Source organism: Nocardia sp. NPDC055321, from assembly GCF_053645575.1.
Genome location: NZ_JBSHMS010000007.1, coordinates 107,649 through 132,717 on the forward strand (window position 1 = coordinate 107,649; position 25,069 = coordinate 132,717).

Sequence of the window (25,069 nt, forward strand, 5' to 3'; positions counted from 1 at the left end):
GACATGAGCGCTGACACACTGTTTCGACTGCTCACGGGCGGGTTTCTCATCGGTGGTCCGGGCAATACGGACATCGTCGGCGGGGGTCCGGACGGGCGGCGTGGCAAGATCGCCCGGGTGCAGATCGCGATCCTGGGACCATTCGAAGTGCGCACGGACGACGGCGCCCTCGCCGACGTGCCGGGCGCGCGCCTGCGCGGGTTGCTGATCGCCCTCGCGCTCGAGGCGGGTCACGCGGTCCCGAAGGCGGCGCTCATCGACTGGATCTGGGGTGACAATCCGCCCGCGGATGCCGCGAATGCCCTGCAACGCTTGGCCTCCCGCCTGCGCAAGGTGCTTCCCGCGGGATCGGTGGAGGGCCAGCCCGACGGCTACCGGCTGCGCGTGGAGCCCGAGGCGGTGGACGCGGTGCGGTTCGAGCGCCTGGTGGCGCAGGCGCGCGGGGACCAGGATCCGCTGCGCCTGCGCGAGGCGCTGGGGCTGTGGCGCGGAGCGGCCATGCAGGACATCGGATTACAGGAGAGCGCGGCCTTCGACGCGGCCGTCACCCGGCTCGACGGTCTGCGCCTGGCCGCGCTCGAGGACCGTTTCGACGCCGAGGTCGCGGCCGGTCACGGCGGGGACGTGGTCACCGAGCTGACCGATCTGGTTGCGGTGCATCCCATGCGCGAACGACTGGTCGGCGCGCTCATGCGCGCGCTCGTCGCGACCGGCCGCGACACCGAGGCCATCCTGATCTTCGAGCGCACCCGGGAAACCCTGGCCGACGAGCTCGGCGTCGACCCGGCGCCGGAACTGTCCGAGCTGCATCTCGCGCTGCTGCGCGGGGAACTGACGCGGCGCGAGGAGAAGCGGCCCACCAATCTGCGGGCCGAGCTGACGAGTTTCATCGGCAAGGACGCCGAGGTCGCGGCCGTGCGGGCGCTGAGCGCCGAGCATCGGCTCACCACGTTGATCGGGCCGGGCGGATCGGGCAAGACCCGGCTGGCCACCGAGACCGCGCGCACCCTGCTGGGCGATCACCCCGACGGGGTCTGGGTGGTCGAGCTCGCCGCGCTCGGCGCGGACGGGGATGGTGGCGGTGCCGACGGGAACGCCATCGCCCGGGCGACCCTGGCCGCGCTCAAACTGCGCGACGCGCTGCTGACCGACGCCACCGACGCCGAGCCGCTGGACCGGGTCATCGGCGCGGTGCGCGAGCGATCCATGGTGATCGTGCTGGACAACTGCGAACACGTCATCGAATCCGCGGCGGCCTTCGCGCACCGGGTGCTCGGCGAATGCCGGCGGCTGCGCATCCTCGCGACCAGCCGTGAGCCGCTGGGCATTACGGGCGAGGCGCTGTGGCCGGTCGCCCCGCTCGCGCTGCCCGCCCCCGAGGCGGGCGCGGCCGCCATCGAGGCGGCGCCCGCCGTTCTGCTGTTGCGCGACCGGGCGGCCGCGGTGCGCCAGGATCTGGGCTCGGACGCCCACACCCTGGCGACGCTGGCCCGCGTCTGCCGGGCGCTGGACGGCATGCCGCTCGCGATCGAGCTGGCCGCGGCCCGGCTGCGCACCATGTCCCTCGATCAGCTCGCGGCCGGGATCGACGACAGATTCCGGCTGCTCACCGGCGGCAGCCGGACCGCGCTTCCCCGGCACCGGACCCTGCGCGCGGTGGTGGACTGGAGCTGGGAACTGCTCACCGACGCCGAGCGCGCGGTGCTGCGCCGGCTCGCGGTGTTCTCCGGCGGCGCCGATCTGCCCGCGGCCGAACGGGTCTGCGCGGGCGCGGGCGTCGAGTCCTACGAGGTGCTCGAACTGCTCACGGCGCTCAGTGAGAAGTCGCTGGTGCTCGCCGGAAGCGAAGGCGCGCAGCGGTATCGGATGCTCGGCACGATCCGGGAGTACGCCGCGCAGCGGCTCGCGGACGCCGGGGAGGCCGAGGCCACCCTGGGCGCGCACCTGGCCTATTTCACCGAACTCGCCGACACCGCGGAGCCGCACCTGCGCCGGGCCGAACAGGTGCGCTGGCTCGCGACCCTCGAGGCCGAGCACGACAACATCGCCGCCGCCATGCGCGGTGCGATCCGCTCGGGGGACGCGGACGGCGCCATGCGCCTGGCCGCGGCCGCGGGCTGGTACTGGTGGCTCGGCGGGCACAAGGTCGAGGGCAACGACCTCATCCTGGCGGCCACCGCGCTACCGGGTGCGGTGGACGACGAGACCCGGGCGATCGTGTACTCGTTCGTCGTGCAGTTCCTGAGCTCGGGGCGGCAGGGCGATCAGTACCAGGCCGAGGATTGGATCCACCGGGCCTACGAGATCAGCCAGCGGATCGAGATACGCCATCCCGCGGCGAAATTCGCGGTCCCGCTGGAACGCATGCTGCAGGCGCCCGGTGAATTCCTGCCCGCCTGGGAAGAATTGCTGGGGGACGACGACCCGTGGGTGCGGGCGCTGGCCCGGCTGCAGTTGGGGAACCTGAGTATTCAGCTCGGCCGGGGCGACCGGGAGGCCGACGCGCACCTGGTCGCCGCGCTGGCCGAGTTCCGGGAGATCGGCGACCGCTGGGGGATCTCCCTGGCCCTGACGATTCTCGCGAATCGCGTTGCCGTGCAGGGCGATCTGGCCGCGGCGTGTGCGCACTACGAGCGGGCCGTGACGGTCGTGGAAGAGCTCGGGGCGGTCGAGGACGTCGTGCCGCTGCGCGCCCGGCAGGCCCAACTGTATTGGCTGCTGGGCGATCCGGCGTCCAGTGCGGTGTCCATGGCGGCGGCGCAGCGGGTCGCCGATCAGGTCGCCTGGCCGAGCATGCTGGCGGATCTGGCGCTGTCCAAAGCCGAACTCGCGCGCTGGAGCGCGGATTTCGAGCAGGCGCACCGGCAGCTGGCCGACGTGCGCGCGCATCTCGGGCCCGATGCCGAGCGGGACACGATTCGCGCGCCCGTCGAGGATCTGCTGGGCTATCTCGCGGCGGATCTCGGCGCCGCGCGCACGCACCGCGCCGCGGCGGTGGCGGCGGCCGCGGCGGCCGGGCACCCGCCGCTGATCGCGCAGGTGCTGGTCGGGGTCGCGGATCTGGCGCTGCGGCACGAGGATTACGAGCAGGCGGCGCGGCTGCTCGGTGCCGCCGCGGCGGTGCGCGGGCTGCCCGACCGCTCCCTGCCCGACACCGCCCGCATCGAGGCGGACGCACGACACCGCCTCGGCGACCTGAGGTTCGCCGAGGCGGTGGGGGAGGGGGAGCGAGCGCACTGGCCGGACCTGGCCGCGCTCACGCTCGCTTCGTGAAAGTGGAACGGGCCCACAGGTATCCGATCACCGCGATGGCCACGCACCAGATGATCGCGGTGATCGCGTCGCCGGCCTGCGGTGTGCCGGCGAGCAGTCCGCGCATCGTCTCGATGATCGGGGTGAACGGCTGGTACTCGGCGAACTGGCGCAGGCCCGGGCCCATCTTCTCGGCGGGCACGATGGCACTCGAGAAGAACGGCAGCATGACCAGCGGCACCGAGGCCAGGCCCGCGGTCTCGGGGGACTTGGCGAACAGGCCCAGGGCGATGGTCAGCCAGCCGGCCGCGAAACCGAGCAGCACCACCATGCCGAGCACGCCGAGCCAGTCCAGTGCACTCGCCTGCGGGCTGAAGCCCAGCAGGAACGCCACCCCGATCAGGGCCGCGATGGCGACCAGGTTGGTCAGCACGCTGGCGACCACGTGGCCGGTGAGCACCGCGCCCCGGGACACGTCCATGACCTTGAAGCGGTTGATGATGCCGTTGAGCATGTCCGAGTTCACCGCGGTCGCGGTGGCGCCGAGGCCGTAGCAGACCGCGAGCAGGATCAAACCCGGTGTGGCGTAGTCGATGTAGTCGACGCCGACGTCGAACGCGTCGCCGAACATGTACACGAACATCAGCATGATGATGATCGGCATCAGCACCGCGTTGAAGACCGAGGTGGGGTTCCGCGCGATGTGCTTGAAGTTGCGGCGGAGCATGACGATCGAGGGGGCCTTGGTGCTCATTACGCGGAAACCTCCGTGGTGCGGCCGGTGAGGGCGAGGAAGACGTCATCGAGATCGGGGGTGTGGACGGAGAACTCGTCGGCGGCCAGGCCGTTCTCGTCCAGGGTGTGCAGCAGGGCGCGCAGCGAGGCGGTGCCCGCGTCGCTGGGGACGCGCAGGGTCAGGGCGTCGGGATCGGCGGTCGAGTCCGGGAAAAGCGCCGCGGCCGAGTCGAGTTGCGTGATGCCGGCGAAGCGGAGGCGGACGTGGGTGCCGGGGATGAGGCGCTTGAGCTCGTCCGGGGTGCCCTGGGCGACCAGCCGGCCCTGGTCCAGCACCGCGATCCGATCGGCGAGCTGATCGGCTTCCTCGAGGTACTGGGTGGTGAGGAAGATGGTGACCCCGTCGGTGGCCACCAGGTCGCGGATGATCGTCCACATGGTGCGGCGGCTGCGCGGATCGAGGCCGGTGGTGGGTTCGTCCAGGAAGATCACGCGGGGGTTGCCGACCAGGGTCATGGCCAGATCGAGTTTGCGGCGCATGCCGCCGGAGTAGGTCGAGGCGGGCTTGCCGGCGGCGTCGGTCAGTTCGAAACGCTCGAGCAGATCCGCGATGATCTTCTTGCCCTCGGCGGTGGGAATCCCCTGGAGATCCACCATGAGCTGCATGTTCTCGTAGCCGGTGAGCAGTTCGTCGACGGCCGCGAACTGGCCGGTCACGCCGATCGCCGCGCGCACCGCCCGGGATTCGGTGGCGATGTCGTGCCCGGCGACGCTGATCTCGCCGTCGTCGGCGCCGATCAGGGTGCTGAGCACGTGCACCGTGGTGGTCTTGCCCGCGCCGTTGGGGCCGAGCAGGGAGAAGATGGTGCCGGCGGGAACGTTCAGGTCGATGCCGTCGAGCACGACCTTGTCCCCGTAAGCCTTTCGCAGTCCGGAGACCGTGATCGCTGTGTTCGTCATGGGAAGAACTTTGGCGGGGCCGCCTGACACTGCCCTGTCACGGAACTGACACGCGGTCTGACACCGGATGTGGCGGTGTCGTGCCTGGTCAGGGGTGGTCTTTTCGCGCGAACCCCTGCGAGAACCGGGCCCGACCCGTCCCTATGCGGCCGGTTCGCCGCCGATGTCCGGGAGCGTGCGCAGCTGCCTGCGCGAGGTGACGCCGAGCTTGCGGAAGATGTTGCGCAGGTGCGCGTCCACGGTCCGGGGGCTCAGGAACAGTTGCGCGGCGACCTCTTTCGAGGTGGCGCCGGTCGCGACCAGGCGGGCGATGTGCAGTTCCTGCATGGTGAGGCGCTCGTGGCCGGGTTCGGTGCGGCTGCGCGCCTGTTCGCCGGTGGCGCGCAACTCGTCGGCGGCGCGCGTGGCGAAGCCGGACATGCCCAGGGCGGAGAGGGATTCGTGCGCGGTGCGGAGCTGCTCGCGGGCTTCGCGGCGGCGGCCCCGGCGGCGCAGCCATTCGCCGTAGAGCAGGTGGGCGCGCGCCTGCGCGGGCCGCATCGGGGACCTGCCCAGCTGGTCGAGGGCCGCGCGGTAATCGTCCTCGTCGTCCGAGATCAGCGCTCGCGCGTAGGCGGCCACACCCAGGCTCCACGGGGTGCCGGTCGCCTCGGCGCGTTCGGTCAGCTCGGCGGCGGCCGCGGCGGCGATCTCGTGCTCGCCGGTGCGCACCGCGGCCTCGACCGTTTCCGGGAGCGACATGGCGGTCAGGAACAGCGCCGGATGTTCGGTGAGCTGCCGGGCCGCGACCAGCGCCGCCGCGTAGTCGCCCGCCGCGTTGTGCGACACCGCCTGCGCCCAGTAGACATTGCCGAGCCGATGCTCCTCGCCGCGCGCCCGAGCCTCGGCCAGGGCGGGGGCGGCCAACTCGGCCACCAGGGCGCGGTCACCGCGCAGCGCCGCGAGATGCAGTCGCGGATAGGGTTGGGGCGTCGCGCCGAAGGCGTCGGCGATGGCTTCCTCCTCCGCTATGGCGGCCGCGGCGTCGGCGAAGTCGCCGCGGTGTGCCGCGGCGACCGCGACCTGGGCGAGGCCGAGCCGCAACAGCATCGGGGAGCCGTGGGTTCTGCCTGCGCTCACCAGCCGGTCGGTGATCCGGGCGTGCGTCTCCAGGTCCCACAGCTCACCGGCCAGGATGACGCCCAGCGCGGGCCGGGTGGTCCAGAGTTCGCCGCCGCTGTCGGTGAGAATCGGGCGCAGGGTCGCCGCCGCGCCGCGGTGATCCGCCGCCGCCGAGGCCAGCATGCCGTCCAGCAGCGTGTCGGCCGGGCGAGCGGGATCCGGTGCGGGCGGGGCGGATCGGGCCGCCTCCAGCACCAGATCCATGACCCCGCTCGCGCGGCCGACGTGCAGCGCCATGTCCAGCGCGTCCAGGAAACAGTCCCGGGATCGGCTCGGATCCACCTCGGCCAGCCGGTGCGCGGCGCGCAGCATGAAAGATGGTCCGTCACCGTCGATCCGGCGCACGGACGCGAGCTGCCCGCGCAGCTGATCCACGCTCGCGCTCTCGATGACGCCGAGTGAGCCGTCGTCGATCGTGGTCAGCAGCCGATCGGCGGCCTCGGTCGCGCCCGCCGCGAGCTGTGCGCGCACCGCGGTGAGGCTGCGTTCGATTCGGCGGGCCGGATCGCGGGTGAGTTCGGCGGCGCGGGCGAGGAAGTCCGCGGACGCCGCGACGCCGCCGCGCAGTTCGGCTCGGGCAGCGGAGAGTTCGAGTTCGGTGGCGATGTCGTCGTCGGGGCCGACGCTCGCGAGCGCGCGGTGCCAGGCGCGGCGGTCGGGATCGGTGGCCGGATCGGTCGCCTCGGCCAGCAGCCGGTGCGCGGTGCGGCGCTGGTCCGGATCGGCGCTGCGATAGGCCACCGACCGTGCGATCGGATGGCAGAAGCGCACGCGCGCACCGAATTCCACCAGGCCGCGCACATCGATGGGCGCCGTCCGGTCCAGGCCCGAGCGTTCCACGGCCGCCCACAGCAGACCGGCGTCCCCGGTCGGGTCGGCGGCGGCCAGGGTCAGCAGCAGGCGATCGCCGGGCGCGAGCGCGACCATGCGCGTTCGGAAGCTGTGCTCGAGCGCGGCGGTGACCGGGTACTCGCCGGGCAGCGCGAAACCGCCGGCGAGGCCCGCGCTGCGCGGGAGTTCCAGCAGCGCCAGCGGATTTCCGCGCGCCTCGGTGAGAATCCGTTCCCGCACACGGCTGTCCAGCGGCGCGCGCAGTCCGGCGGCCAGCAGGTCGCGGGCCTCGGCATCGGCGAGCGGGCCGATGTCGATCGCGGGCAGCGCGTCCAATGCCGTTGCGCGGTCCGGGATTCGGGTGCCCATCAGCACGGCGATCGGCTCCGCGCCGATCCGCCGGCTCAGGAACGCCAGCGCCAGCGCCGAGGCGTCGTCCAGCCACTGCGCGTCGTCCACCACGCACAGCAGCGGCCGGTCGGCGGCCGCCCCGCCCAGCAGTTCCAGCAGGCCGATGCCGATGGCGAACGGGTCCGGGGCCGCGCTGGTCAGGCCGAACGCGGCCGCGAGCGCCTCGCGGTGCGCGGCGGGAATCGACGACAGTCCGTCCAGCAGCGGGCGGCACAGCTGATGCAGGGCCGCGAACGGCATGCCCATCTCGAATTCCGAGCCCGTGGCGGCCAGCACGCGGAATCCCGTCGCACGACTCTCGGCCGCCGTCAGCAGCGCGGACTTGCCGATGCCGGGCTCCCCGCGCAGCACCAGCGCACCACCGGCGCCCGCCCGCGCGTCGGCGAGCAGGCGCGTCAGGCGGTCGACCGGCTCCGCTCGGCCCATCAGCGCGATATCCGCCGTCATGGCGCGAAGTCTAGTGAGATGTCCGTTTTCCGCGCCGCGGGGCGGGCGCGGAGTTCGGATCACCGATATCGGCGATGTAGGCGATTTCTACCGACGCGAGTGGTGATCACCCGGTGCGAATCTGATGTCAGAGCCGGAACGGGGCCGGCGAAAAGCCCCGAAACCGCAGATCAGAGAGGCAATACCGTGATCACCGACATCGACACCGCCGCACCCGTGGTCGCCATCCACGAGATCGTGATCGACGCTCCGCTCGAGCGGGTCTGGGCGCTGCACACCGATATCGCGGGCTGGACCGCCTGGCAGACCGACATCGGCGCCGCCGCCATCGACGGCCCGATCGCGCCCGGCACCCGCTTCCACTGGAGCACCTTCGGGCTCGACATCGAGTCCACCATCTACGCGGTGGACGGTCCGCACCGCATCGTGTGGGGCGGTCCGGCGCACGGTATCACCGGTATTCACGTGTGGACCTTCACCGCCGAGGGCGATTCGGTACGGGTGCGCACCGCGGAATCGTGGGACGGCGCACCGATTCTCGCGGATATCGACGGTATGGGCGCGGCCCTGGACAGCGCGCTCACCGGCTGGCTCGGCCACCTGAAGCGGACCGCCGAGAGCCCGCGGTAGTCGATGCCTTACCCCGGGCCCGGCTCTCACCTGGTCCGCCTCCGCGGCTCATTCGAGGGAAACGACCCGAAAGTCGCGGCGACACCGCTCATCTCGGTGGCACTCGGCCGAATCTACGCAATCTCCAGGAGGAAACCATGAACGCGGCACTCGGGGAAGCGGTTTCGCACGATGCCGCCGGACCGGCCCGTATCGCCCGTGCGACGGTGCTGGCCGCCGCGACGCTGACCCTCATGGCGCCGGCGATCATCGCGCCGAGTCTGCCCGCCATGCGGGCGGAGTTCGCGGACGTGGCAGGGGTGGACGTCCTGGTCAGGCTGGCGCTGACCATCACCTCGCTCGCCATCGGGCTCAGCGCGCCGGTGGCCGGACTGGTGGCCGATCGGCTCGGGCGCACACCGCTGCTGGTGGGCAGTCTCGCGCTGTATGTCGTTGCGGGAGTCGGCGGCTACTTCACCGACGGCTTGGCCGCACTCTCGGCGACCCGGGCACTGCTCGGACTGGCGGTGGGCGGGATCATGACCGCGATCAGCGCCCTCATCACCGATTGGTTCGACGGGCCGCGCCGGGCATCGTTCCTGGGCCTGCAACAGGCGTCGGCGAGTCTCGGCGGAGTGCTGTTCCTGCCGCTGGCGGGATTGCTGTCCGCCGTGCAGTGGAGAGCGCCGTTCTGGATCTACGCCGCCGGCGCGCTCGTCCTGCCGTTCGCTCTCCTCGGACTGCGAGAACAGCGGCGCGACAACGCATCCGGGGTCGTGGCGGCGGGCTCTAGTGATACACCGCATGGACTCCGCCGGCCGATCGCGGGGTTGTACCTGCTCGCGTTCGCGGTGACCCTGGCCTTCTACATGGCGCCCACCCAGTTGCCGTTCCTGCTGGCGGAATTGCACGCCGGACCGGCGGTGGCCGGGGCGGTGATCGCCGCGACGATGCTCAGCAGTGTGGCGGGCGCGCTGGCCTTCCCGGCGCTGCGCGGCCGGTGGCGGCCGAGCCCGCTCACCGTCGCCGCCGTCGCGCTGCTCGGCGCCGGCTGGGTGGTGGTCGGCGCGGCGCACACCGTGGCGCAGGTGGTGGCCGGCCTGCTGATCGGCGGGTTCGGTGTCGGACTGGCCGTCCCGACGTTGAACCTGCGGCTGAGCGAGCTCGCTCCCGTCGCCACCCGGGGCCGGATTCTCAGCGGTCTGGTCGCCGGAATCTTTCTCGGCCAGTTCTTTTCCCCACTGCTCGTGCAGCCGCTGCTGCGGAGCGCGGGTATCGGCGGCGCGTTCACCTGGACCGGGCTCACGATGCTCGCCGGAGCGGCGCTCGCCTTCGTAGCGCTCCGAAAAGCGCACTGACACAACACATCTATCCACAACCATCGAGACAAAGGATGAAAGACATGATCTACCACGGCAACCGCTTCACCCTCCGCGCCGACGCCACCCCCGAGGCCGTCGAGGAGGCCCTCGAGAGCCTGCGCAACCAGGGCCGAGTCATCCCCTCGGTGAAATCCTTCGTCGTCGGCCGCGACTTCGGCGGCGAATACGAGTGGGGCGCGGTGTTCGTCATCGAGGATCTGCGGGGGTACTGGGAGTACCTGATCCACCCGGCCCACCGCAACACCGACCGCGTCGGGCTGCCCCTGGTCGACAAGTTCTCCTCCTTCGACATCACCGACGACCCGGACCCGGAGATGGCTGCCAAGATCGCGGCGCTGCACCAGCGGCGCTACGACAGCGACCCGGAGCTGACCAAACTGGTCTCGGACCTCGGTGAGTACAGCGGGAGCGCGGCTCCCGGACCGCACGGGCAGAAGTAGCTACAACCCGCACGTCAGAGCCCCCGCCGGACATTTCCGGCGGGGGCTCTGACGTGTCGCTGTCCATGCCCGCGTGCCCGGTCGGGGGCATGTCAGGCCGGTGACTGCGCGGTGTCAGGACGGCCCGCCATCGTAGTTCTCATCGAGCGGCGCACAGGCCGCCGGAACCGCGATCGAGACTTCAGAAGGGTACCGACATGCCTACCTTCCAGACCCCCGCCGCCATCACCGCCAAGGTCGACGTGCCCGCCGGGTACATCCGGGTCATCGCCTCGGATCGCACCGACACCGTGGTCGAGGTGCGCCCGACCGATCCGCACGCCAAGAACGACGTGCGGGCCGCCGGGCAGGTCCAGATCGACTACAGCGCAAACCATCTCAGCGTGAAGATGCCCAGGGCGTGGCGTGCGTACGCGCCCTTCGGTGGCACCCCGTCCATCGAGGTGAGCGTGTACGTGCCCACCGGTTCGCGGCTCGAGGCCACCGCGGCGCTCGGCCGGTTGCTGGTCTCGGGCGAGTTCGGCGACTGCACGCTGAACGTCTCGGCCGGGGACATCACCGTCGAGGGCCCGCATGGCGCGGTCACCGCGCGCACCGCCAAGGGCGACATCCGGGTCGCCGACGCGGTCCGGGGCGTGCTGCGGCTCGAGACCTCCATGGGCGAGGTGGAGGTGGGTATCCACCCCGCCAGCGCGGTGCGGCTCGATTCCACCGTCCAGCACGGTTCGGTGCGCAACCTGCTGTCCCCGGTGGCCGGCGCCACGGGCGACACCGTCCAGGTTCACGCCCGAAACTCGTACGGCAACATCGTCGTTCGGCACACCGCGGCCGCCTGATCCGGTGCACCGCGCGGCCCGCGGCCCGGGACGACGGCGACCGGCGGGGGAGCGCGTCGGTCCCCGGCCCCGGTGGTCGCCCATCAGCCCGTTTCGATGGGCGACCACCGCCCCGATCGGGGTCCCCGGCCCTTTGGCCAATTCGTGATATCCCCCCGTCAGCGCCTTCTTTTCACCCTCGCGAGCCCCCTCGGCCCTGTTGCGTGAACAAACCGTCCGGTACCGTATCGACCGCTGGTTAGTCCCGGTAGCAACCCCCATCTAGGAGGAGTAGCACCATGAGCGGTAACCGCAACGCCAAGAAGAACGCCGAATCGATGATCGGCAAGGCGAAGGAAAAGCTCGAGCACGGCCAGGAAGTGATCAACCAGGACATGCGCCGCGCCGGTCAGCGCGTCAAGGGCGCGACCAAGGACGCCCGCGCGAACCTGGAGCGCGGTGAGGAGCGTGCCCGTGAGGGCATGGAGCACGCCACCGACGAGATGAAGGACGCGATGCGTCACTGACCCTGCCGAGCGAGCGGATGTTCGCCTCGCCCCCGCCGTGACGCTCGGCGGGGGCGAGGTCGTTCCGGATCAGCCGGCGGCCCCGGAATCGGGAGTCAATATGCCGTGCAACAGCATTCGGGTCAGGCCCGCGGTGAGGGCGGGCAGATCGTCGGCATCGCGCACGGACAGTGCGAAGATCGCCGCACCCGCGACCATGTCGATGATGAGGTCCGCGTCGAGCCCGGGCCACACCTCGCCGCGGCCGACCGCCGCCTCGACCCGTTCGGCGAGGCCGGCGCGAAAGGTGGCCAGCGGACCGGCGATCAGCGCGTCGTGCAGCGCGCGGTCCGAGCGCAGATCGTTCATCAGGCCGGGAGCCGCTTCCCGGGCCGCGGGGTCGGCGAACACCATCACCGCGCCCGCGACGAGCCGGCGTATCTCCTCGGCGAAGTCGGCGGCGGGGTCCAGCTCGGGCATCGGGGCGGGGTAGATCGAGTCGTTGACGATGTGGCCCTTGGACGGCCAGCGCCGGTAGATGGAGGGGCGGCCCACCTCGGCCTGTTTGGCTATGGCGTCGATAGTGGTTCCGCTGTAGCCCCTTTCGACGAGCAGCTCGCGGGTCGCCGCCAGGACGGCGGTATCGACGGCGGCGTCGCGCTTGGAACCGAGGCGATGTCCGCCCTCGCGTTTGTTCGGCACCGATACCCCTTGCGTTGGACTGTGGTCGTCGTTACATTGTGTCACGACCCCGCCGTTACACCGTGTAACGGCGATGGGTGCCGAAAGGAATTCCATGCGCAGACGCAGCCATTCCCTCGCCCGGAGCGCGGGCGCCGTCGCGGCCGTCGCGGCGGTATTCGTCGCCGGGCACGGTCTCGCGAGCGCCGATCCCGCCGCCCCGGCGCCGGGTATCAGCACCGGATCATCCGGTGGTACAGGCAGTTTCGGCGGGCCGATGGCGGTGGACACACCACGGCTGAAGTCGGTGGACAACTTCCGCGACGTCGCGGGCACCGGCTCGGGGTACGCGACCGCCGATGGCAAGCGCGTGGCACGCGGCGTGTTCTATCGCTCCAACGTGCTCGACCCGAGTGACGCGGATCTGGCGACGCTGCAGGCGCTGCGCCTGACCGCGGCCTACGACCTGCGCGGGCCCGCGGAGATCGCGAAGCAGCCCGATCGGCTGCCCGGCGGGGTCGCCTACCGCAATATCCCCATCCTGGGCGGCAACATCGAGGATCAGGCCGCGCGGGTGCGCTCACCCGAGGAGGCCCGCGAACTCGCTCGCACGGTCTATCGATCCTTCGTGACCGGCACGGGCGAGCGGGCGGCGATCGCGCAGCTGCTCACCGAGCTGGCGAATACCGAAGGCGCGCAAGTCTTCCACTGCAACGCTGGCAAGGATCGCACCGGCTGGATCGCCGCCACCCTGCTCGGGCTCGCCGGGGTGCCGCGCGCCACGATCATGTCGGATTTCCTGCTGACGAACGAGTATTCGGCGGTGTCGATCAAGGCGCGCCGGGACAGCATCGTCGCGCAGTACGGCGAGGAGGCGGCCAAGATCTTCGACCCGATCTTCGGGGTCGAGGCCGGATTCCTGGAAGCCGCACTGGCGCAGATGGATCAGAGCTACGGCTCGTTCGAGGGCTACCTCACCACCGGTCTCGGGCTCGATGCCGCGACCGTGTCGGCGCTGCGGGCGAAACTGGTGAACTGACGCCGTCCGGCGTGCGTCGTCGTGGACGCTCGCACGCCGGGGCTCACCCGCGCGCGGAATCTCCGTGGCCCGATGCCGCTGCCCCGGTTCGGGCGACGGTCACCAGCGCGCGGGTGATGCGCTCGCAGAAGTCCTCCCGGTCCTCGAGACCGTGGGTCAGCGCCCGCAGCAGGGTCGCGCCGCGCAGGATCTCGAAGATCGCCTCGACATCGCAGTCGGGCGCGGCCGCGCCCCGGGCGGCGGCGAGGGTGAGCAGTTCGCGCAGTGCGTCGATCGTCGGGCGCTCGCCGCGGTCGAGCAGGCGGTGATACAGGGCCTGGTCGCCGTGATAGTCGGCCAGCAGGCCCGGGATCGCCGCCCGGGCGGCCGGGTGGGCGGCGGTGGCCAGGAACAGGCCGGTCCAGGCCAGCAGGTCGGCGTGCAGGTCGCCGGTCGGAACCGGGTGCGCGCCGGTGTCGAGGCCGAACACGGTGTCCTCGACCAGCTCTCGCTTCCCCGGCCAGCGCCGGTAGATGGAGGTGGCGACGATGCCGGCCCGGCGTGCGACGGCCGCGATGGTCGTGGCCTGGTAGCCCTCGCTGACCAGCAGTTCCTCGGTCGCGGTGAGGATCCGATCGTCCACGAGCGGATCCCGGGGGCGACCGGGGGCGGGTCGCGGGGTTGCGGACGCGGGCACGGCTTCCTCCGTCGGATCGCGAGAAGTTTCCTGAAGCAGATTACATTTCCAGCCCATTTAGAATACGCTATGCCGCGTATCGTAATTACGGTGGCGCAAGCCACACCGAGAGAGGTACCCGTCGATGTTGACGCCCCAGGACGAATTGCTCTGCCATCAACTGCCCACCACGTTCGACCACGTCCTGCAGAGCGACCTGCGCTGGACCGAACGGGTCGTGCTCTACGGCTTCGACACCACCGGAACGGTGAGCGTCATGACCGGCATGGCCCGCTACCCCAACCGCAACGTGACCGACGCCTACGCGATGATCACCATCGAGGGGAAACAGGCGCACGTGGTGCGGATGTCCCGCGAGATCAGCGGCCGCTACGACGGTTTGGGCGCCTGGCAGGTCGGGCCCTACCGGTACGAGGTGATCGAGCCGCTGCGCAAGGTGCGCGCCACCCTCGCCGACAACGATTCGGGCATCCGGCTGCAGCTCGACTTCGAGGGCGAATTCCCGGCCTACGAACAGGAACCCGCGTTCTTCCGCAGTCGTGGCCGGGTGCGCGAGGACGCGCGGCGCTACTACCAGAACGGCCGCATCTCCGGCTGGCTGGAAGCCGCGGGCGAACGCTACGAGATCGATTCGGACACCTGGTGGTTCGGCCGCGACCACTCCTGGGGGACCCGCCACGGCGGCGGTGGTGGCAGTCTCGGTGAGGGAAGTGACATGCAGCCCAGCGAGATTCCGGACGGCGTGCTCTATTACATGGGGATCTTCCAGTTCGAGGACGAGCTCGTGCATTTCGCGCAGCGGGAGACGGCGGACGGCCAGCGCTGGCACTTCGAGGGAAATGTGTTGCCAAGGTTGGACTCCGGCAAGCCGATCGTGCCGGTCGTCGATGCCGAGCACGCGCTGAGCTTCCGCGACGACTTCCGCATCGTCGACGGCGGCAGCTTCACCGTCCGCAGCGCGGACGGCCGCGATCGGGAGTTCACCATCACGCCGGTGTCCGACTTCTGGCCCGGCATAGCGGGATACGACCACTACCGCGGGTACGCATCGGGGCTCTGGAGGGGAGAGTCCTGGAGCGATCACTTCGTCGCCGATCTCACCGACGTCGCGGATCTGAAGCAGGCCAGCATGCTCAGCGAGACCTTCTGCCGTATCGAGTCCGAGGGCCGCGTGGGCTACGGCCTGGTGGAGATGGTGTTCCTGGGCCGCAACGCGCGGTACGGGTACGCGGGGTACGGATCGTGAACATCGCCCGCCCCCTGCCGGAGGCGATTCCGGCCCTGCTCGAACCCGCGCTGCGCCGGAACCTGCCCGGCGGCGGGGATGCCCGGGTCAGTGAATTCGCCAGAACCACACGCGGTTTCGCCACCGAGACTTTTCTGTTCGAGGTCGAGGCCGACTACGGGCGGCTGCCGCTGGTGCTGCGCCGCCCGCCGGAGGACTCGCTGTTCCCCGACTACGACCTGCTGCGCCAGGTGCTGGTCATGAACCGGCTCGCCGCGACCGACATCCCGGTGCCCGCGGTGACCTGGCTCGACCGGGGTGAGAGCGAGCTCGGCAGTCCGTATTTCGTCATGAGCCGGCTCGCGGGGGAGGCTCCCGGCGATTTTCCGTCGTATCACAGCGCGGGCAACTACTTCGAGGCGTCGCCGGCCGAACGTGCCCGGATGTGGTGGGGCTGTGTGGATACCATCGCCGCAGTGCACCAACTCGATTGGCGCGCACTGCGACTGGACTTCCTCGCGCTACCGCACCACGGCCACGGGCCGATTCGGCAGGTGGTGAACTACCTGGACGCGGCGCTGCACTGGGCCTGTGCGGGCGAACCGGCCGAACCGTATCGGCGGGCGATCGCGTACCTGCGCGAGAACGCGTACGAGCCCGAGCATCTCACCCTGTGCTGGGGTGACGCGCGCATGTCGAACATCCTGTACGACAACGACTACCGGGTGACCGGCGTCCTGGACTGGGAGATCGCCTACCTCGGCGACCACGAGGCCGATCTCGCCTGGATGCTGTTCCTGGAATGGGCCAGTACCGAATTCGAGGGGCACGCGCCGTTGCCTGGCACCCCGTCCCGGGCGGAGACCATCGCGTACTACGAACGGCGCAGCGGGATGCCGGTGCGGAACCTGCGGTACAACGAGATTCTCGCCGCGGTCCTGCTGTCGGTTCCCCTGTTGCGCATGGTGAATCGCGTGCAGCTCCCACCGGAGATGAACATCACCGGATTCTGCACCACCCGAATCGAACAGCTGCTGTCCTGACAGTGCCCGTCAGCGGCTGTTTCGCGGGCCGTCGTCCGGCGCCGATGCCGGGCGGCGGCCCGCACCCGCGATCAGCGGGCCGGGGCCTGGGGCGCGGGCGCGGCCAGGTACTGCCGCAGGGCCTCGGAGACGGCGGCGTCGCCCTCGAGGGTCGGGTGACCGGGCTGGCCGAGGAAATCGCGGCCGGGGGTGAAGACGCCGGTCAGCCAGGGATCGTCGGAGCACAGGCCGTGGCCGGCGGTGACGGCCCGGGCGTCGAAGAACTCGATGCCCAGCTGGGCCGCACCCGCTTTGGGGGCCTGCTGGACGCTCTCGAAGACGTCGGTGACCGCGCTCGCGCGCGGGATGCGCATGGGGACGCCGAGGATGTCGGTGCAGACGGCGGTGTCGCCGGGGGTGTGCAGCTCCTGGTAGCCGACCAGGATGATGCGGGCGTTCGGGGCGTAGTAGCGCAGGTAGGACACGATGCTGCCGAGGTGGTCGACGTAGTCCTGACCGGTGAGGATCTTGGGCGGGGTGCCGTTGGCGGCCACATCGGCCGTGCTGCACCCGCGTTCGATGTTCAGCAGGCAGGGTGCGAGTTCGCCCTGCGCCTTGTGGTTCTCACCCCAGATGTCGTTCAGGCCGAACTGGAGCAGTACGGCCTTGGTGCGGGTGCCGAACGCCCCGATCTCGGCGGCGCGACGGGTCTGGGTCAGCGCGGTCCAGTAGCGATCCTCGCCGTGCCGGTACAGGTAGGAGCCGACGCACGACACATCGGCGACGTCGCTCTCCTGCAACCCCATTCGCTGGCCCATCTGGGTGGGCCAGGAGGTGGGCTGATGCGCGCACTCGCCGGTCTCCGGCGAGGCGTCGGGCGTGGTCCAGGTGGCGTTGGCGGTGTTGGAATCACCCATGACGACCAGGCTCTTGCCATTGCCGGCTTCGGTGTCTGCCGCGGCGGTCGGTGCGGTGAATCCTCCCACCAGCACCGCCAATCCGAAGGTCATGGCAACGGCGGACAAGAAGCGGTTCATGATCCTCGTGATTCCTGCGGTATCGAAAGGGAAGGCGAACGGTACGGCATATTAACGTGACGTAACGCGTGAAACTTGCGTTCGGCAAATAACATTCCGCACCTTCGCGTCCGCGTCCCATTCATCGAGGTCGGACGGGGTGAACCGATTCATCGTTCGCTAGGGTCCGCGCAGCGCTGCGCGCCTCGACGGGTTCGTCGAGGCGCGGCGGGTCGTTCACTCAGCCGGTGACGGGGCGTTCGGCCGAGAGGCGGTGGCGCTCCTGGTAAGCGGTGGGCGCGGTGCCCCGCCACTCGCCGGGGACCAGCGGATTGTGCCCGTGCCTGCCGACTTCCTGCTCCCGCTTGAACTCGCGGAAGTATTCGAAGCGGATCAGCAGCAGACCCGTGGTCAGCAGCACCGCCGCCGCGATCGCGCCGATCACCGCCCAACCCCAGAATCCGTACCCGGCAGCGGTGAGGGTCAGTCCGACCGCCACGACCCCCAGTGCGCACAGGAACAGGGCTGGAAATTCGCCATGATCTTCGATGGCATCACCCGGATGCGGATGCCAGTGCTCACCGTCCGGTTTGACTGCGGTAATTCTGAACACTGTGTTGCCTCCTGAACTGCGGAGATTCCTTCCTTGTATCCAGGGTGCCCCTCCGGCGGGCATTAATCACGGGTAGTTTCTGATTATTTGCTCTTCGAGCGAAGATTGGCGGGTCGAGCGCGGGTGGCACCCCGGTTCGCGGCGATGAATTTCGCACCCCGCTCTCGTCTGTACCGGTGTACCCATCGCATCCGAGGAGGACCCATGGCCACCACGTACACCTTCGACGTCTTCTCCAGCCTGGACGGCTCCGGCAGCGTCAGCGGCGGGGACTGGGGCGGGTACTGGGGCAAACAGAGCACCGAGTTCCTCGCGCACCGCCTCGAGCAGTACCGGCCCGAGCAGCGAATGGTGTTCGGGGCCAACACCTATCGCGAGTTCGCGCAGATGCTTGCGGAGGCGACCGAGGGGTCCGAGGTGTACGACCCCTGGGTCACGCGCATGGTGAATCTGCCCGCCACGATCGTGTCGACCAGCCTGCGGGAACCGCTGGACTGGGTGGACGGGACCGTCGCGGACGGCGACGCGGTCGACGTCGTCGCCCGGCTCAAGCGGGAGTCCGCGGTTCCGCTGCGCTCGCACGGCAGTCTCGCGATGAACTGGGCCCTGATGGCCGCGGGCCTGGTCGACCGGGTGCAGGTGACGGTCTTTCCGGTGATCACCGGAAAGACCGGGTCCGCCCCGATCTTCGGCGGCGCGGCCGATTTCGACCTCGAGCTGCTCGAGAGCCGCACCCTGGGCGGCGGTATCCAGGAACTGATCTACCGGCCGACTCTGCACGACTGACGGAGACGGCCGGCGCCGGTGCCTACCCCGCCGAGCCGCTCAGCAGCGATTGGATCCAGTCGCTCGGGGTGGGCTGTTCGGCGGCATCGCTGTCGGCGCGCCCCGGGACGCCGACGATCAGCTGCGCGACGCTCTGGCCCTGCAGGGCGGAGACGGTGTACTTGCCGTTGGCCGGCGGGTTCCATGCGACGGTGACGGTGCCGTTGGTGGGAACGACGTTGTAGGCGATGACGTCGTTGCCGACCTTGACCAGGACCGGCGCGCTGTCGGACACCGTGACGACGATCCGGCACGGGGTGGCGCCGGTCTTGCAGTCGGCGCCGGCCGCCGCGCCCTCGATCGTGAGGTTGGTGATCGCCGCCGAGGCCGGGGCGGCGAACAGGGCGGGAGCGGCGATCGAGGCGAGCCCGGCCACGGCCAGGGTTGCGATCGGGAGTTTCGGCATTGTGCTGACCAGTTCTTTCCGGTGAACGTGGGAAGTCACCCGCGGCGAACACTAGTGAAAGGTATGTATTTCAACAAGGCTGCCGGCACTGTCGGTCCGGGTATGCGGGGGCGGGTCCTGCCGGGGACGGGCTTCGTCGGCTGGGCCGATCGGGGTCGGATCGGCCGGTTCCGGGCGCTCGGCGCCGAGCGCCCGGGCACGTCCACGTTCAGTTGGCGACCGAGATGACCTGACCGATCGAGGACGGGGAGGCGGCGGCGTCGAGCATCGCCGTGGCGAGGTTCGATCGGCTGATCTGGAAGCCGCCCAGGACATTTCGATCCACCGCGCTGCGGTATCGCCCCCTGCCCCGCCCGTCGGTCAAACGGCCGGCGCGTACGACGGTCCAATCCAGTCGCGAGTTGCGCAGGCGCGCTTCGGCATCGGCCATATCGGCAAGTGCCCCCCGCAGTAGCGGGTGCAGGATCAGCGGTTTGACGACGAACCGGGTGAACGCGTCGTCGCCGGGGCCGGGCGCCATGGCGCTGTTGCTGACCATGATCAACCTGCCGTGGGTGTCCAGCGCGGTGATCGCCGCCCGGATGCCGTCGGCGCAGATGCTGGTCGGTGCGCGCATCTCGCGACCGCCGATGGCTGTGAGGACGACATCGCGGCCGGCTACGGCGTCGCGAAGGTCGTCGGCGTTCAGGGGATCGGCGGTGACGAGGTCGGCGCGGGCCCGCAGGTCCGCGCGCATCGTCGCGGGGTCGCGGACAACGGCTGTCACGTCGTGCCCGGCCGCCAGTGCCTGGTGGACGATCTCGGTGCCTGTGCCGCCGTTCGCGCCGAGCACGGTGATCTTCATGGGGAACTCCTCGCTAGTGGTTAGTGAATATTCACTAACCACTAGGATGGTGAACGTTCACTAACCTGTCAAGAGGAGGCGCTTCGATGAGTGCGCGGGAACGGATACTCGACGCGGCCGCGGAAGCCATGCGCACGCGCGGCGTGGCCGGAACCACCACCAAGGAGATCGCCAGGGTGGCCGGTTGTTCGGAACCGTTGATCTACAAGTACTTTCGCGACAAGAACGAGTTGCTCAAGTTCGTCTTGACCGAGCGCATGCCGGCCTTCTCCGGTGCGCCGACCCCGGGCGCGGCGACGGTGGAAGCCAACCTGGTCGATGTCGCACACGGCGGCCTGCGGTTCTATCAGCGGGGTTTCCCGATGATGGCCTCGATCGCGGCCCAGCCCACCCTCATGGCCGCCACCCGCGACGGCATGCGCGACTACGACGCCGGCCCGCAGGTTCTCGTCGCGAACCTGGCCGAATACCTGCGCGCCGAACAGGGCCTGGGCCGGGTCGCAGCCGGCGCGGATCCCGACGCGGTGGCCGCGCTGCTACTGGGCGCGTGCTTCCAGCAGGGCTTCCTGCGCTACGTCGCCGACGATCCCGAGGCCCCCCGGTCCGCTGCCGAGGCCCTGGTGCGCCCACTGCTCGCGCACGTGGAACCGGCCGGTGGTTCCTCGTCCGGGGCACCCGCCAGGTAGCGGTGGGGTGAGGTGCCGACGACCCGGCGGAACGCCGCCAGGAACGCGCTGGGCGTCGCGTAGCCGACGGCGGCCGCGACGCGCGAAACGGGTTGTCCCTCGGCGAGTTGCGGGAGGGCGGCCTGGAGCCGCGCGTGGGTGCGCCAGCGGTCGAAGCTCATGCCGGTGTCGTGGACGAACAGCCGGGTCAGGGTGCGGCGGCTGACGCCGATGTCGCGGCCGTGGGCGTCGAGGCCGCGGGGGTCGGCCGGGTCGGCCAGGAGCGCGTCGGCGACACGGCGGGCGCGAGGGTCGGTGAGCTCGGGTACCTCGATCGGCAGGGCGGGCAGGGGACACAGCAGATCGAGGAGGACGGCTTCGGCCCGCATGCGGGCATCTTCGGGCAGGTCCCGGCGGGTGAGGTGGGTGATCAGGTGTGCGAGCAGCCCGTCGACGCCGACCGGGGTGGGATTCGGCCAGTTCCGGGCGGACCGGGCCGGGTCGAGGTAGAGGCTGATCAGGGTGGCGCCGCGGGTCGTGCCGGTGCGGTGCACGACGCCGGCCGGAATCCAGAGCGCGCGGGTGGGCGGCAGGACCCAGTGGGAGTCGTCGATGGCGACGCCCAGGACGCCCCGCCTGGTCCAGGCCAGTTGGTGGTGGGTGTGACTGTGCGGCGGTATCCATTCCCCGGCCGTGAGCGGAAAACGGCCCACCACAATCGTTCCGGGTCCCGGTGGCACCGCGCCCATATCGGTCTCGTCCACGCCCCGCACTCTATGTCCTCAACGCGATAACATGTGGCCTCGTTGCGGATTGTGGCCACTATCGTCCGGTACCTAGCCTCGGAACATGCCCTTCGCGCCCGCTCGTTCCAGTCGACGCGTCGAATTCCGGCTGTCGATCACTGCGCGAGGAATCGTCGAATGACCTCGCTGCCAAGACTTTCCGAGTCCGCGCCCACCATCGGCCGCCGGTGGGCGCTGGTCGCCCTCTGTGTCGTGCAGTTCATGCTGGTCTTGGACGACACCGTCGTGAACGTCGCCCTGCCCAGCATTCGAGCCGACCTCGGGTTCGGGCCCGCGGCCCTGGCCTGGGTGGTGAACGCGTACTTCCTCGCCTTCGGCGGGCTGCTGCTGTTGTTCGGCCGTCTGGCCGATCTGCTCGGACGCAGGAGCGTATTTCTGTGCGGGGTAGCGGTTTTCGGTGTCGCGAGTCTGTGCTGCGGGATCGCCCAGGAGCCCTGGCAGTTGGTGATCGCTCGATTCGTTCAGGGCTCGGGGGCCGCGATGGCCGCTCCCGCGGCGCTGTCGCTGATCACCCTGCTGTTCCCCGAGCCCGCGGAACGCGCGAAAGCCCTTGGTATCTGGGGCGGTATCGCGGCACTGGGCGCGACCCTGGGACTCGTGATCTCCGGCGTGCTCACCGAGTTGGCGTCGTGGCGCTGGATCTTCCTGATCAATCTGCCCGTCGCGGCCGTGGCGCTGATACTGCTGCCCCGGCTGCTACCCGAGAGCCGGGCGGCGGCTCCGGGTCGCCTGGATGTGCCCGGCGCGGTCCTGGGCACCGCCGCGGTGCTGTCCCTCGTCTACGGCCTGCTTCGGGCCGGCGAGACGGGCTGGGACTTCGGCGTCGCCACCGCCCTGGCATCGGCCGGCGCGCTCTTCGCCGCCTTCCTGATCGCGGAGTCGAGAGTCGCCGAACCCCTTGTGCCCAAAGCATTTCTGACACTTCGCGTGCGGGCCGTGGCCAACGTCGCGACGCTGCTGTTCTCCGCGGCCATGTACGCCATGGCCTTCCTGCTGATGATCCATCTCCAGACGGTGCTCGACTACCGTCCCCTCGTGGCCGGTGTGGCCTACCTGCCCTACGGCGCGGCGATCCTGGTCGGCATGTGGCTCTCCACCCGAATACTCCTCCGGATCGGGTTGCGCTGGACCTTGGCGGCGTCGTTCGCGCTGTGCGCCGTCGGCCTGCTGCTCCTCTCCGGTATTTCGGCCGGCGACAGCTATGCCGCGGACGTACTGCCGGGCATGCTCGTCACCGCGCTGTCGAACGGTATGGCGCTGCCGATACTCGCCGTCGCGGCGGTCAGCGAAACCACCGACCGGGATGCCGGGCTCGGGTCGGCCCTGTTCACCTCCGCCCAGCAGATCGGCGGCGCAATCGGCATCTCCCTGCTCGTGACGCTGGCAACCTGGCGCACCGGCGATCCGACCGCCGGTTACACCCCCGCCCTCGTAGCGGCGGCCGCCCTCGTGGCGTTCGGTGCGGCGCTCGCCGCGATCGGGCTGCGCCACGACGGGGCGGCGTAGCCGGCATCGATCGACGGTTCGCGGCTGGGCGGCGGTGCGAACGCGCTGCGGGTGGCTGGATCGAGGCCGGTTCGGTGTGGGACGCTGGCGAGCATGAACCGATTAGGCGCTGCGACCTCGCCCTACCTGCGTCAGCACGCCGACAACCCGGTGCACTGGCGGGAGTGGGACGCCGCGGCGCTGGCCGAGGCGGCGGAGCGGGACGTGCCGATCCTGCTGTCGATCGGGTACGCGAGCTGCCACTGGTGTCACGTGATGGCGCACGAATCGTTCGAGGACGAGGCCACCGCGGCGCTCATGAACGCGAACTACGTGTGTATCAAGGTCGATCGGGAAGAGCGGCCCGACCTGGACGCGGTGTACATGAACGCCACCGTCGCCATGACGGGGCAGGGCGGGTGGCCCATGACGTGTTTCCTGACCGCGGCGGGGGAGCCGTTCTACTGCGGGACGTACTACCCGAAGACGCCGCGGCACGGGTCGCCCTCGTTCACGCAGCTGCTCGAGGCGGTCACCGAGACCTGGCGTAACCGGCGGGACGAGGTCACGCAGGCGGCGGCGCAGGTGGGGGACGCGCTGCGGGAACAGACCGCGGGGCTGCCGGAGAACGACGTGCGGATCAGCCCGGAACTGCTCGACCACGCGGTCGCGGCCGTGCTGAAGGACGTGGACGCGCAGCACGGCGGATTCGGTGGGGCGCCGAAGTTTCCGCCGTCGGCGCTGCTGGAGGGGCTGCTGCGGGATTACGAGCGGACCGGGAACGCCGGTGTGCGGCAGGTGGTTACGTTCACCGCCGAGGCCATGGCGCGGGGCGGGATCTACGACCAGCTGCGCGGCGGGTTCGCGCGGTACTCGGTGGACGCGGCGTGGGTGGTGCCGCACTTCGAGAAGATGCTGTACGACAACGCCCAACTGCTGCGGGTGTATTCGCATCTCGCGCGGCGTGAGCGCGACGCCGAGCAGGTGATTCCGCATGATCCGCTGGCCCCGCCCGGCGCGCTGGAATCGTTGGCGCTGCGGGTGACCCGGGAGACCGTGCAGTTCCTGCTCGACGACCTGGGGACCGAGGGCGGCGGATTCGCCTCCGCGCTGGACGCGGACACCCATGTCGAGCCGGAGGGACCGGGGGTGGAGGGCGCGACCTACGTGTGGACGCCAGCGGAACTGAACGGGCTGCTGGGCGGCATCGACGGGGCTTGGGCGGCAGAGTTTTTCGGGGTCACCACCGCGGGGACGTTCGAGCACGGCACCTCGGTACTGACCGGGTACGCCGATCCCGCGCCCGCCGATTTCGAACGGCTGCAACGGATCACCGGGCTCATGCGGGATGCGCGGGATCGCCGGCCGCAGCCCGAGCGGGACGACAAGGTGGTGACGGCCTGGAACGGTATGGCCATCGCCGCGCTCGCCGAAGCCGGTGCCGCGCATCATCATCCGACCTGGGTGCTGGCCGCCGAGCGCTGCGCGCAGTTCCTGCTCGACACCCACGTGACCGACGGGCGGGTGTGCCGCGCCTCGCTCGGCGGGGTGGCCGGGGCCGCGCCCGGCGTGCTCGAGGACTACGCCTGGCTCGCGCTGGGACTGCTGACCCTGCACCAGACTTCGCGCGGGGAGTGGCTGTCGCACGCGCAGCGGGTGCTGGACGCCGCGATCACCCATTTCGCCGATCCGGAGGTGCCGGGCAGCTGGTTCGACACCGCCGACGACGCCGAGACGCTGGTGACGCGGCCGCGCGATCCGCTGGACGGCGCGACCCCTTCCGGCACAGCGGTTCTCGCCGACGCGCTGCTCACCGCGGCGGCCCTCTCCGACCTGGAATCGGCCGCCCGCTACCGCGACCTCGCCGACGCGACCCTGGACCGCGGCGCGATCCTGCTCGCCCGCGCCCCCCGTTCGGCGGGCCACTGGCTCGCCGTCGCCGAGGCGGCCCTGCGGGGTCCGATCCAGGTGGCCGTGGCGGTGGCCGACGGTGACCGCGAGGGCTATTCGACCCTGGTGCAGGCCGCCCGCCTCGCCGCCCCCGGCGGCACGGTAGTGGTGGCGGCGGCCCCCGACACCGACCCCCTGCTGACCGATCGCCCCGCGGTGAACACCCACTCCGCGGCGTACATCTGCCGCGGCGCGGTCTGCGACCTCCCGGTCACCACGGCGCAGGAGGTCCGCGCGGCTCTTCTCCCGCCGGCCTCGGCCTGAGTC

23 protein-coding genes are annotated in these 25,069 nt (G+C 70.5%); 13 read left to right on the forward strand and 10 right to left on the reverse strand.

The genetic code is table 11. The features are described from left to right. The first annotated feature begins 3 nt into the window (after window positions 1–3). The gene (locus ACWIGI_RS13500; protein WP_454202670.1) at window positions 4–3,273 is read left to right on the forward strand and encodes a BTAD domain-containing putative transcriptional regulator; all 3,270 of its coding nucleotides are present in this window, start codon (window positions 4–6) and stop codon (window positions 3,271–3,273) included. Here the strand turns inward: ACWIGI_RS13500 and ACWIGI_RS13505 are convergent. The 3 genes from ACWIGI_RS13505 to ACWIGI_RS13515 all read right to left on the reverse strand — a co-directional run bounded on the left by ACWIGI_RS13505 (window position 3,257) and on the right by ACWIGI_RS13515 (window position 7,797). Further along, complete coding sequence (locus ACWIGI_RS13505; protein ID WP_454202671.1) at window positions 3,257–4,006, reverse strand: ABC transporter permease; 750 nt, start codon at window positions 4,004–4,006, stop codon at window positions 3,257–3,259. The genes ACWIGI_RS13500 and ACWIGI_RS13505 overlap by 17 nt on opposite strands. Then, on the reverse strand, window positions 4,006–4,947 hold the full coding sequence (locus tag ACWIGI_RS13510) for an ATP-binding cassette domain-containing protein (RefSeq protein WP_454202672.1): 942 nt from the start codon (window positions 4,945–4,947) through the stop codon (window positions 4,006–4,008). The genes ACWIGI_RS13505 and ACWIGI_RS13510 overlap by 1 nt, the downstream gene beginning before the upstream one ends. A 141-nt stretch (window positions 4,948–5,088) precedes the next feature. Then, window positions 5,089–7,797: an AAA family ATPase gene (locus ACWIGI_RS13515; RefSeq protein WP_454202673.1), complete on the reverse strand. Its 2,709-nt coding sequence runs from the start codon at window positions 7,795–7,797 to the stop codon at window positions 5,089–5,091. Window positions 7,798–7,983: 186 nt separating this feature from the next. Here ACWIGI_RS13515 and ACWIGI_RS13520 point away from each other — a divergent pair, with 186 nt between their 5' ends. The 5 genes from ACWIGI_RS13520 to ACWIGI_RS13540 all read left to right on the forward strand — a co-directional run bounded on the left by ACWIGI_RS13520 (window position 7,984) and on the right by ACWIGI_RS13540 (window position 11,570). Further along, complete coding sequence (locus ACWIGI_RS13520; protein WP_454202674.1) at window positions 7,984–8,427, forward strand: SRPBCC family protein; 444 nt, start codon at window positions 7,984–7,986, stop codon at window positions 8,425–8,427. 137 nt (window positions 8,428–8,564) lie between these two features. Then, window positions 8,565–9,764 (forward strand): MFS transporter, encoded by a 1,200-nt coding sequence (locus ACWIGI_RS13525; protein WP_454202675.1) that lies wholly within the window; start codon window positions 8,565–8,567, stop codon window positions 9,762–9,764. A 44-nt stretch (window positions 9,765–9,808) separates the two neighbouring features. Further along, window positions 9,809–10,228, forward strand: coding sequence for a Dabb family protein (locus tag ACWIGI_RS13530; protein WP_454202676.1), 420 nt, complete (start codon window positions 9,809–9,811; stop codon window positions 10,226–10,228). Between the two features lie 197 nt (window positions 10,229–10,425). Further along, a complete protein-coding gene (locus ACWIGI_RS13535; protein ID WP_454202677.1) occupies window positions 10,426–11,064 on the forward strand; it encodes a DUF4097 family beta strand repeat-containing protein in 639 nt (212 codons plus the stop codon). Between the two features lie 278 nt (window positions 11,065–11,342). After that, window positions 11,343–11,570: a hypothetical protein gene (locus ACWIGI_RS13540; RefSeq protein ID WP_454202678.1), complete on the forward strand. Its 228-nt coding sequence runs from the start codon at window positions 11,343–11,345 to the stop codon at window positions 11,568–11,570. 69 nt (window positions 11,571–11,639) lie between these two features. On the opposite strand, the gene ACWIGI_RS13545 is transcribed toward ACWIGI_RS13540, so the two are convergent. Beyond that, window positions 11,640–12,251, reverse strand: coding sequence for a TetR/AcrR family transcriptional regulator (locus ACWIGI_RS13545; RefSeq protein ID WP_454202679.1), 612 nt, complete (start codon window positions 12,249–12,251; stop codon window positions 11,640–11,642). Window positions 12,252–12,345: 94 nt separating this feature from the next. On the opposite strand from ACWIGI_RS13545, the gene ACWIGI_RS13550 reads away from it, so the two are divergent. Then, window positions 12,346–13,269, forward strand: coding sequence for a tyrosine-protein phosphatase (locus ACWIGI_RS13550; protein WP_454202680.1), 924 nt, complete (start codon window positions 12,346–12,348; stop codon window positions 13,267–13,269). A gap of 43 nt (window positions 13,270–13,312) precedes the next feature. Here the strand turns inward: ACWIGI_RS13550 and ACWIGI_RS13555 are convergent, their stop codons facing one another. Beyond that, complete coding sequence (locus ACWIGI_RS13555; protein ID WP_454202681.1) at window positions 13,313–13,891, reverse strand: TetR/AcrR family transcriptional regulator; 579 nt, start codon at window positions 13,889–13,891, stop codon at window positions 13,313–13,315. A 178-nt stretch (window positions 13,892–14,069) separates the two neighbouring features. Between ACWIGI_RS13555 and ACWIGI_RS13560 the strand changes: the two genes are divergently transcribed. Both ACWIGI_RS13560 and ACWIGI_RS13565 read left to right on the forward strand, forming a co-directional pair. Next, the gene (locus tag ACWIGI_RS13560) at window positions 14,070–15,191 is read left to right on the forward strand and encodes a hypothetical protein (RefSeq protein ID WP_454202682.1); all 1,122 of its coding nucleotides are present in this window, start codon (window positions 14,070–14,072) and stop codon (window positions 15,189–15,191) included. After that, window positions 15,188–16,213 (forward strand): phosphotransferase family protein, encoded by a 1,026-nt coding sequence (locus ACWIGI_RS13565; RefSeq protein ID WP_454202683.1) that lies wholly within the window; start codon window positions 15,188–15,190, stop codon window positions 16,211–16,213. Before ACWIGI_RS13560 ends, ACWIGI_RS13565 begins: the two co-directional genes overlap by 4 nt. A 71-nt stretch (window positions 16,214–16,284) precedes the next feature. Here ACWIGI_RS13565 and ACWIGI_RS13570 read toward each other — a convergent pair whose 3' ends face one another. Both ACWIGI_RS13570 and ACWIGI_RS13575 read right to left on the reverse strand, forming a co-directional pair. Then, the gene (locus ACWIGI_RS13570) at window positions 16,285–17,229 is read right to left on the reverse strand and encodes an SGNH/GDSL hydrolase family protein (protein WP_454202684.1); all 945 of its coding nucleotides are present in this window, start codon (window positions 17,227–17,229) and stop codon (window positions 16,285–16,287) included. A gap of 220 nt (window positions 17,230–17,449) precedes the next feature. Then, on the reverse strand, window positions 17,450–17,821 hold the full coding sequence (locus tag ACWIGI_RS13575; RefSeq protein WP_454202685.1) for a hypothetical protein: 372 nt from the start codon (window positions 17,819–17,821) through the stop codon (window positions 17,450–17,452). A gap of 204 nt (window positions 17,822–18,025) precedes the next feature. Here ACWIGI_RS13575 and ACWIGI_RS13580 point away from each other — a divergent pair, with 204 nt between their 5' ends. Continuing rightward, complete coding sequence (locus tag ACWIGI_RS13580) at window positions 18,026–18,607, forward strand: dihydrofolate reductase family protein (protein WP_454202686.1); 582 nt, start codon at window positions 18,026–18,028, stop codon at window positions 18,605–18,607. Window positions 18,608–18,629: 22 nt separating this feature from the next. Here ACWIGI_RS13580 and ACWIGI_RS13585 read toward each other — a convergent pair whose 3' ends face one another. Then, window positions 18,630–19,052, reverse strand: coding sequence for a hypothetical protein (locus ACWIGI_RS13585; RefSeq protein ID WP_454202687.1), 423 nt, complete (start codon window positions 19,050–19,052; stop codon window positions 18,630–18,632). 208 nt (window positions 19,053–19,260) lie between these two features. Next, window positions 19,261–19,896, reverse strand: a complete 636-nt coding sequence (locus tag ACWIGI_RS13590; RefSeq protein ID WP_454202688.1) for an NAD(P)-dependent oxidoreductase — start codon at window positions 19,894–19,896, stop codon at window positions 19,261–19,263. Window positions 19,897–19,982: 86 nt separating this feature from the next. On the opposite strand from ACWIGI_RS13590, the gene ACWIGI_RS13595 reads away from it, so the two are divergent. Continuing rightward, on the forward strand, window positions 19,983–20,582 hold the full coding sequence (locus tag ACWIGI_RS13595; RefSeq protein WP_454202689.1) for a TetR/AcrR family transcriptional regulator: 600 nt from the start codon (window positions 19,983–19,985) through the stop codon (window positions 20,580–20,582). On the opposite strand, the gene ACWIGI_RS13600 is transcribed toward ACWIGI_RS13595, so the two are convergent. Then, complete coding sequence (locus tag ACWIGI_RS13600) at window positions 20,468–21,325, reverse strand: AraC family transcriptional regulator (RefSeq protein WP_454202690.1); 858 nt, start codon at window positions 21,323–21,325, stop codon at window positions 20,468–20,470. The genes ACWIGI_RS13595 and ACWIGI_RS13600 overlap by 115 nt on opposite strands. Before the next feature lie 159 nt (window positions 21,326–21,484). On the opposite strand from ACWIGI_RS13600, the gene ACWIGI_RS13605 reads away from it, so the two are divergent. Together ACWIGI_RS13605 and ACWIGI_RS13610 are read left to right on the forward strand one after the other, a co-directional pair. Then, a complete protein-coding gene (locus ACWIGI_RS13605; RefSeq protein WP_454202691.1) occupies window positions 21,485–22,873 on the forward strand; it encodes an MFS transporter in 1,389 nt (462 codons plus the stop codon). 93 nt (window positions 22,874–22,966) lie between these two features. Continuing rightward, on the forward strand, window positions 22,967–25,066 hold the full coding sequence (locus ACWIGI_RS13610; RefSeq protein WP_454202692.1) for a thioredoxin domain-containing protein: 2,100 nt from the start codon (window positions 22,967–22,969) through the stop codon (window positions 25,064–25,066). The last annotated feature ends 3 nt before the right edge of the window (window positions 25,067–25,069 follow it).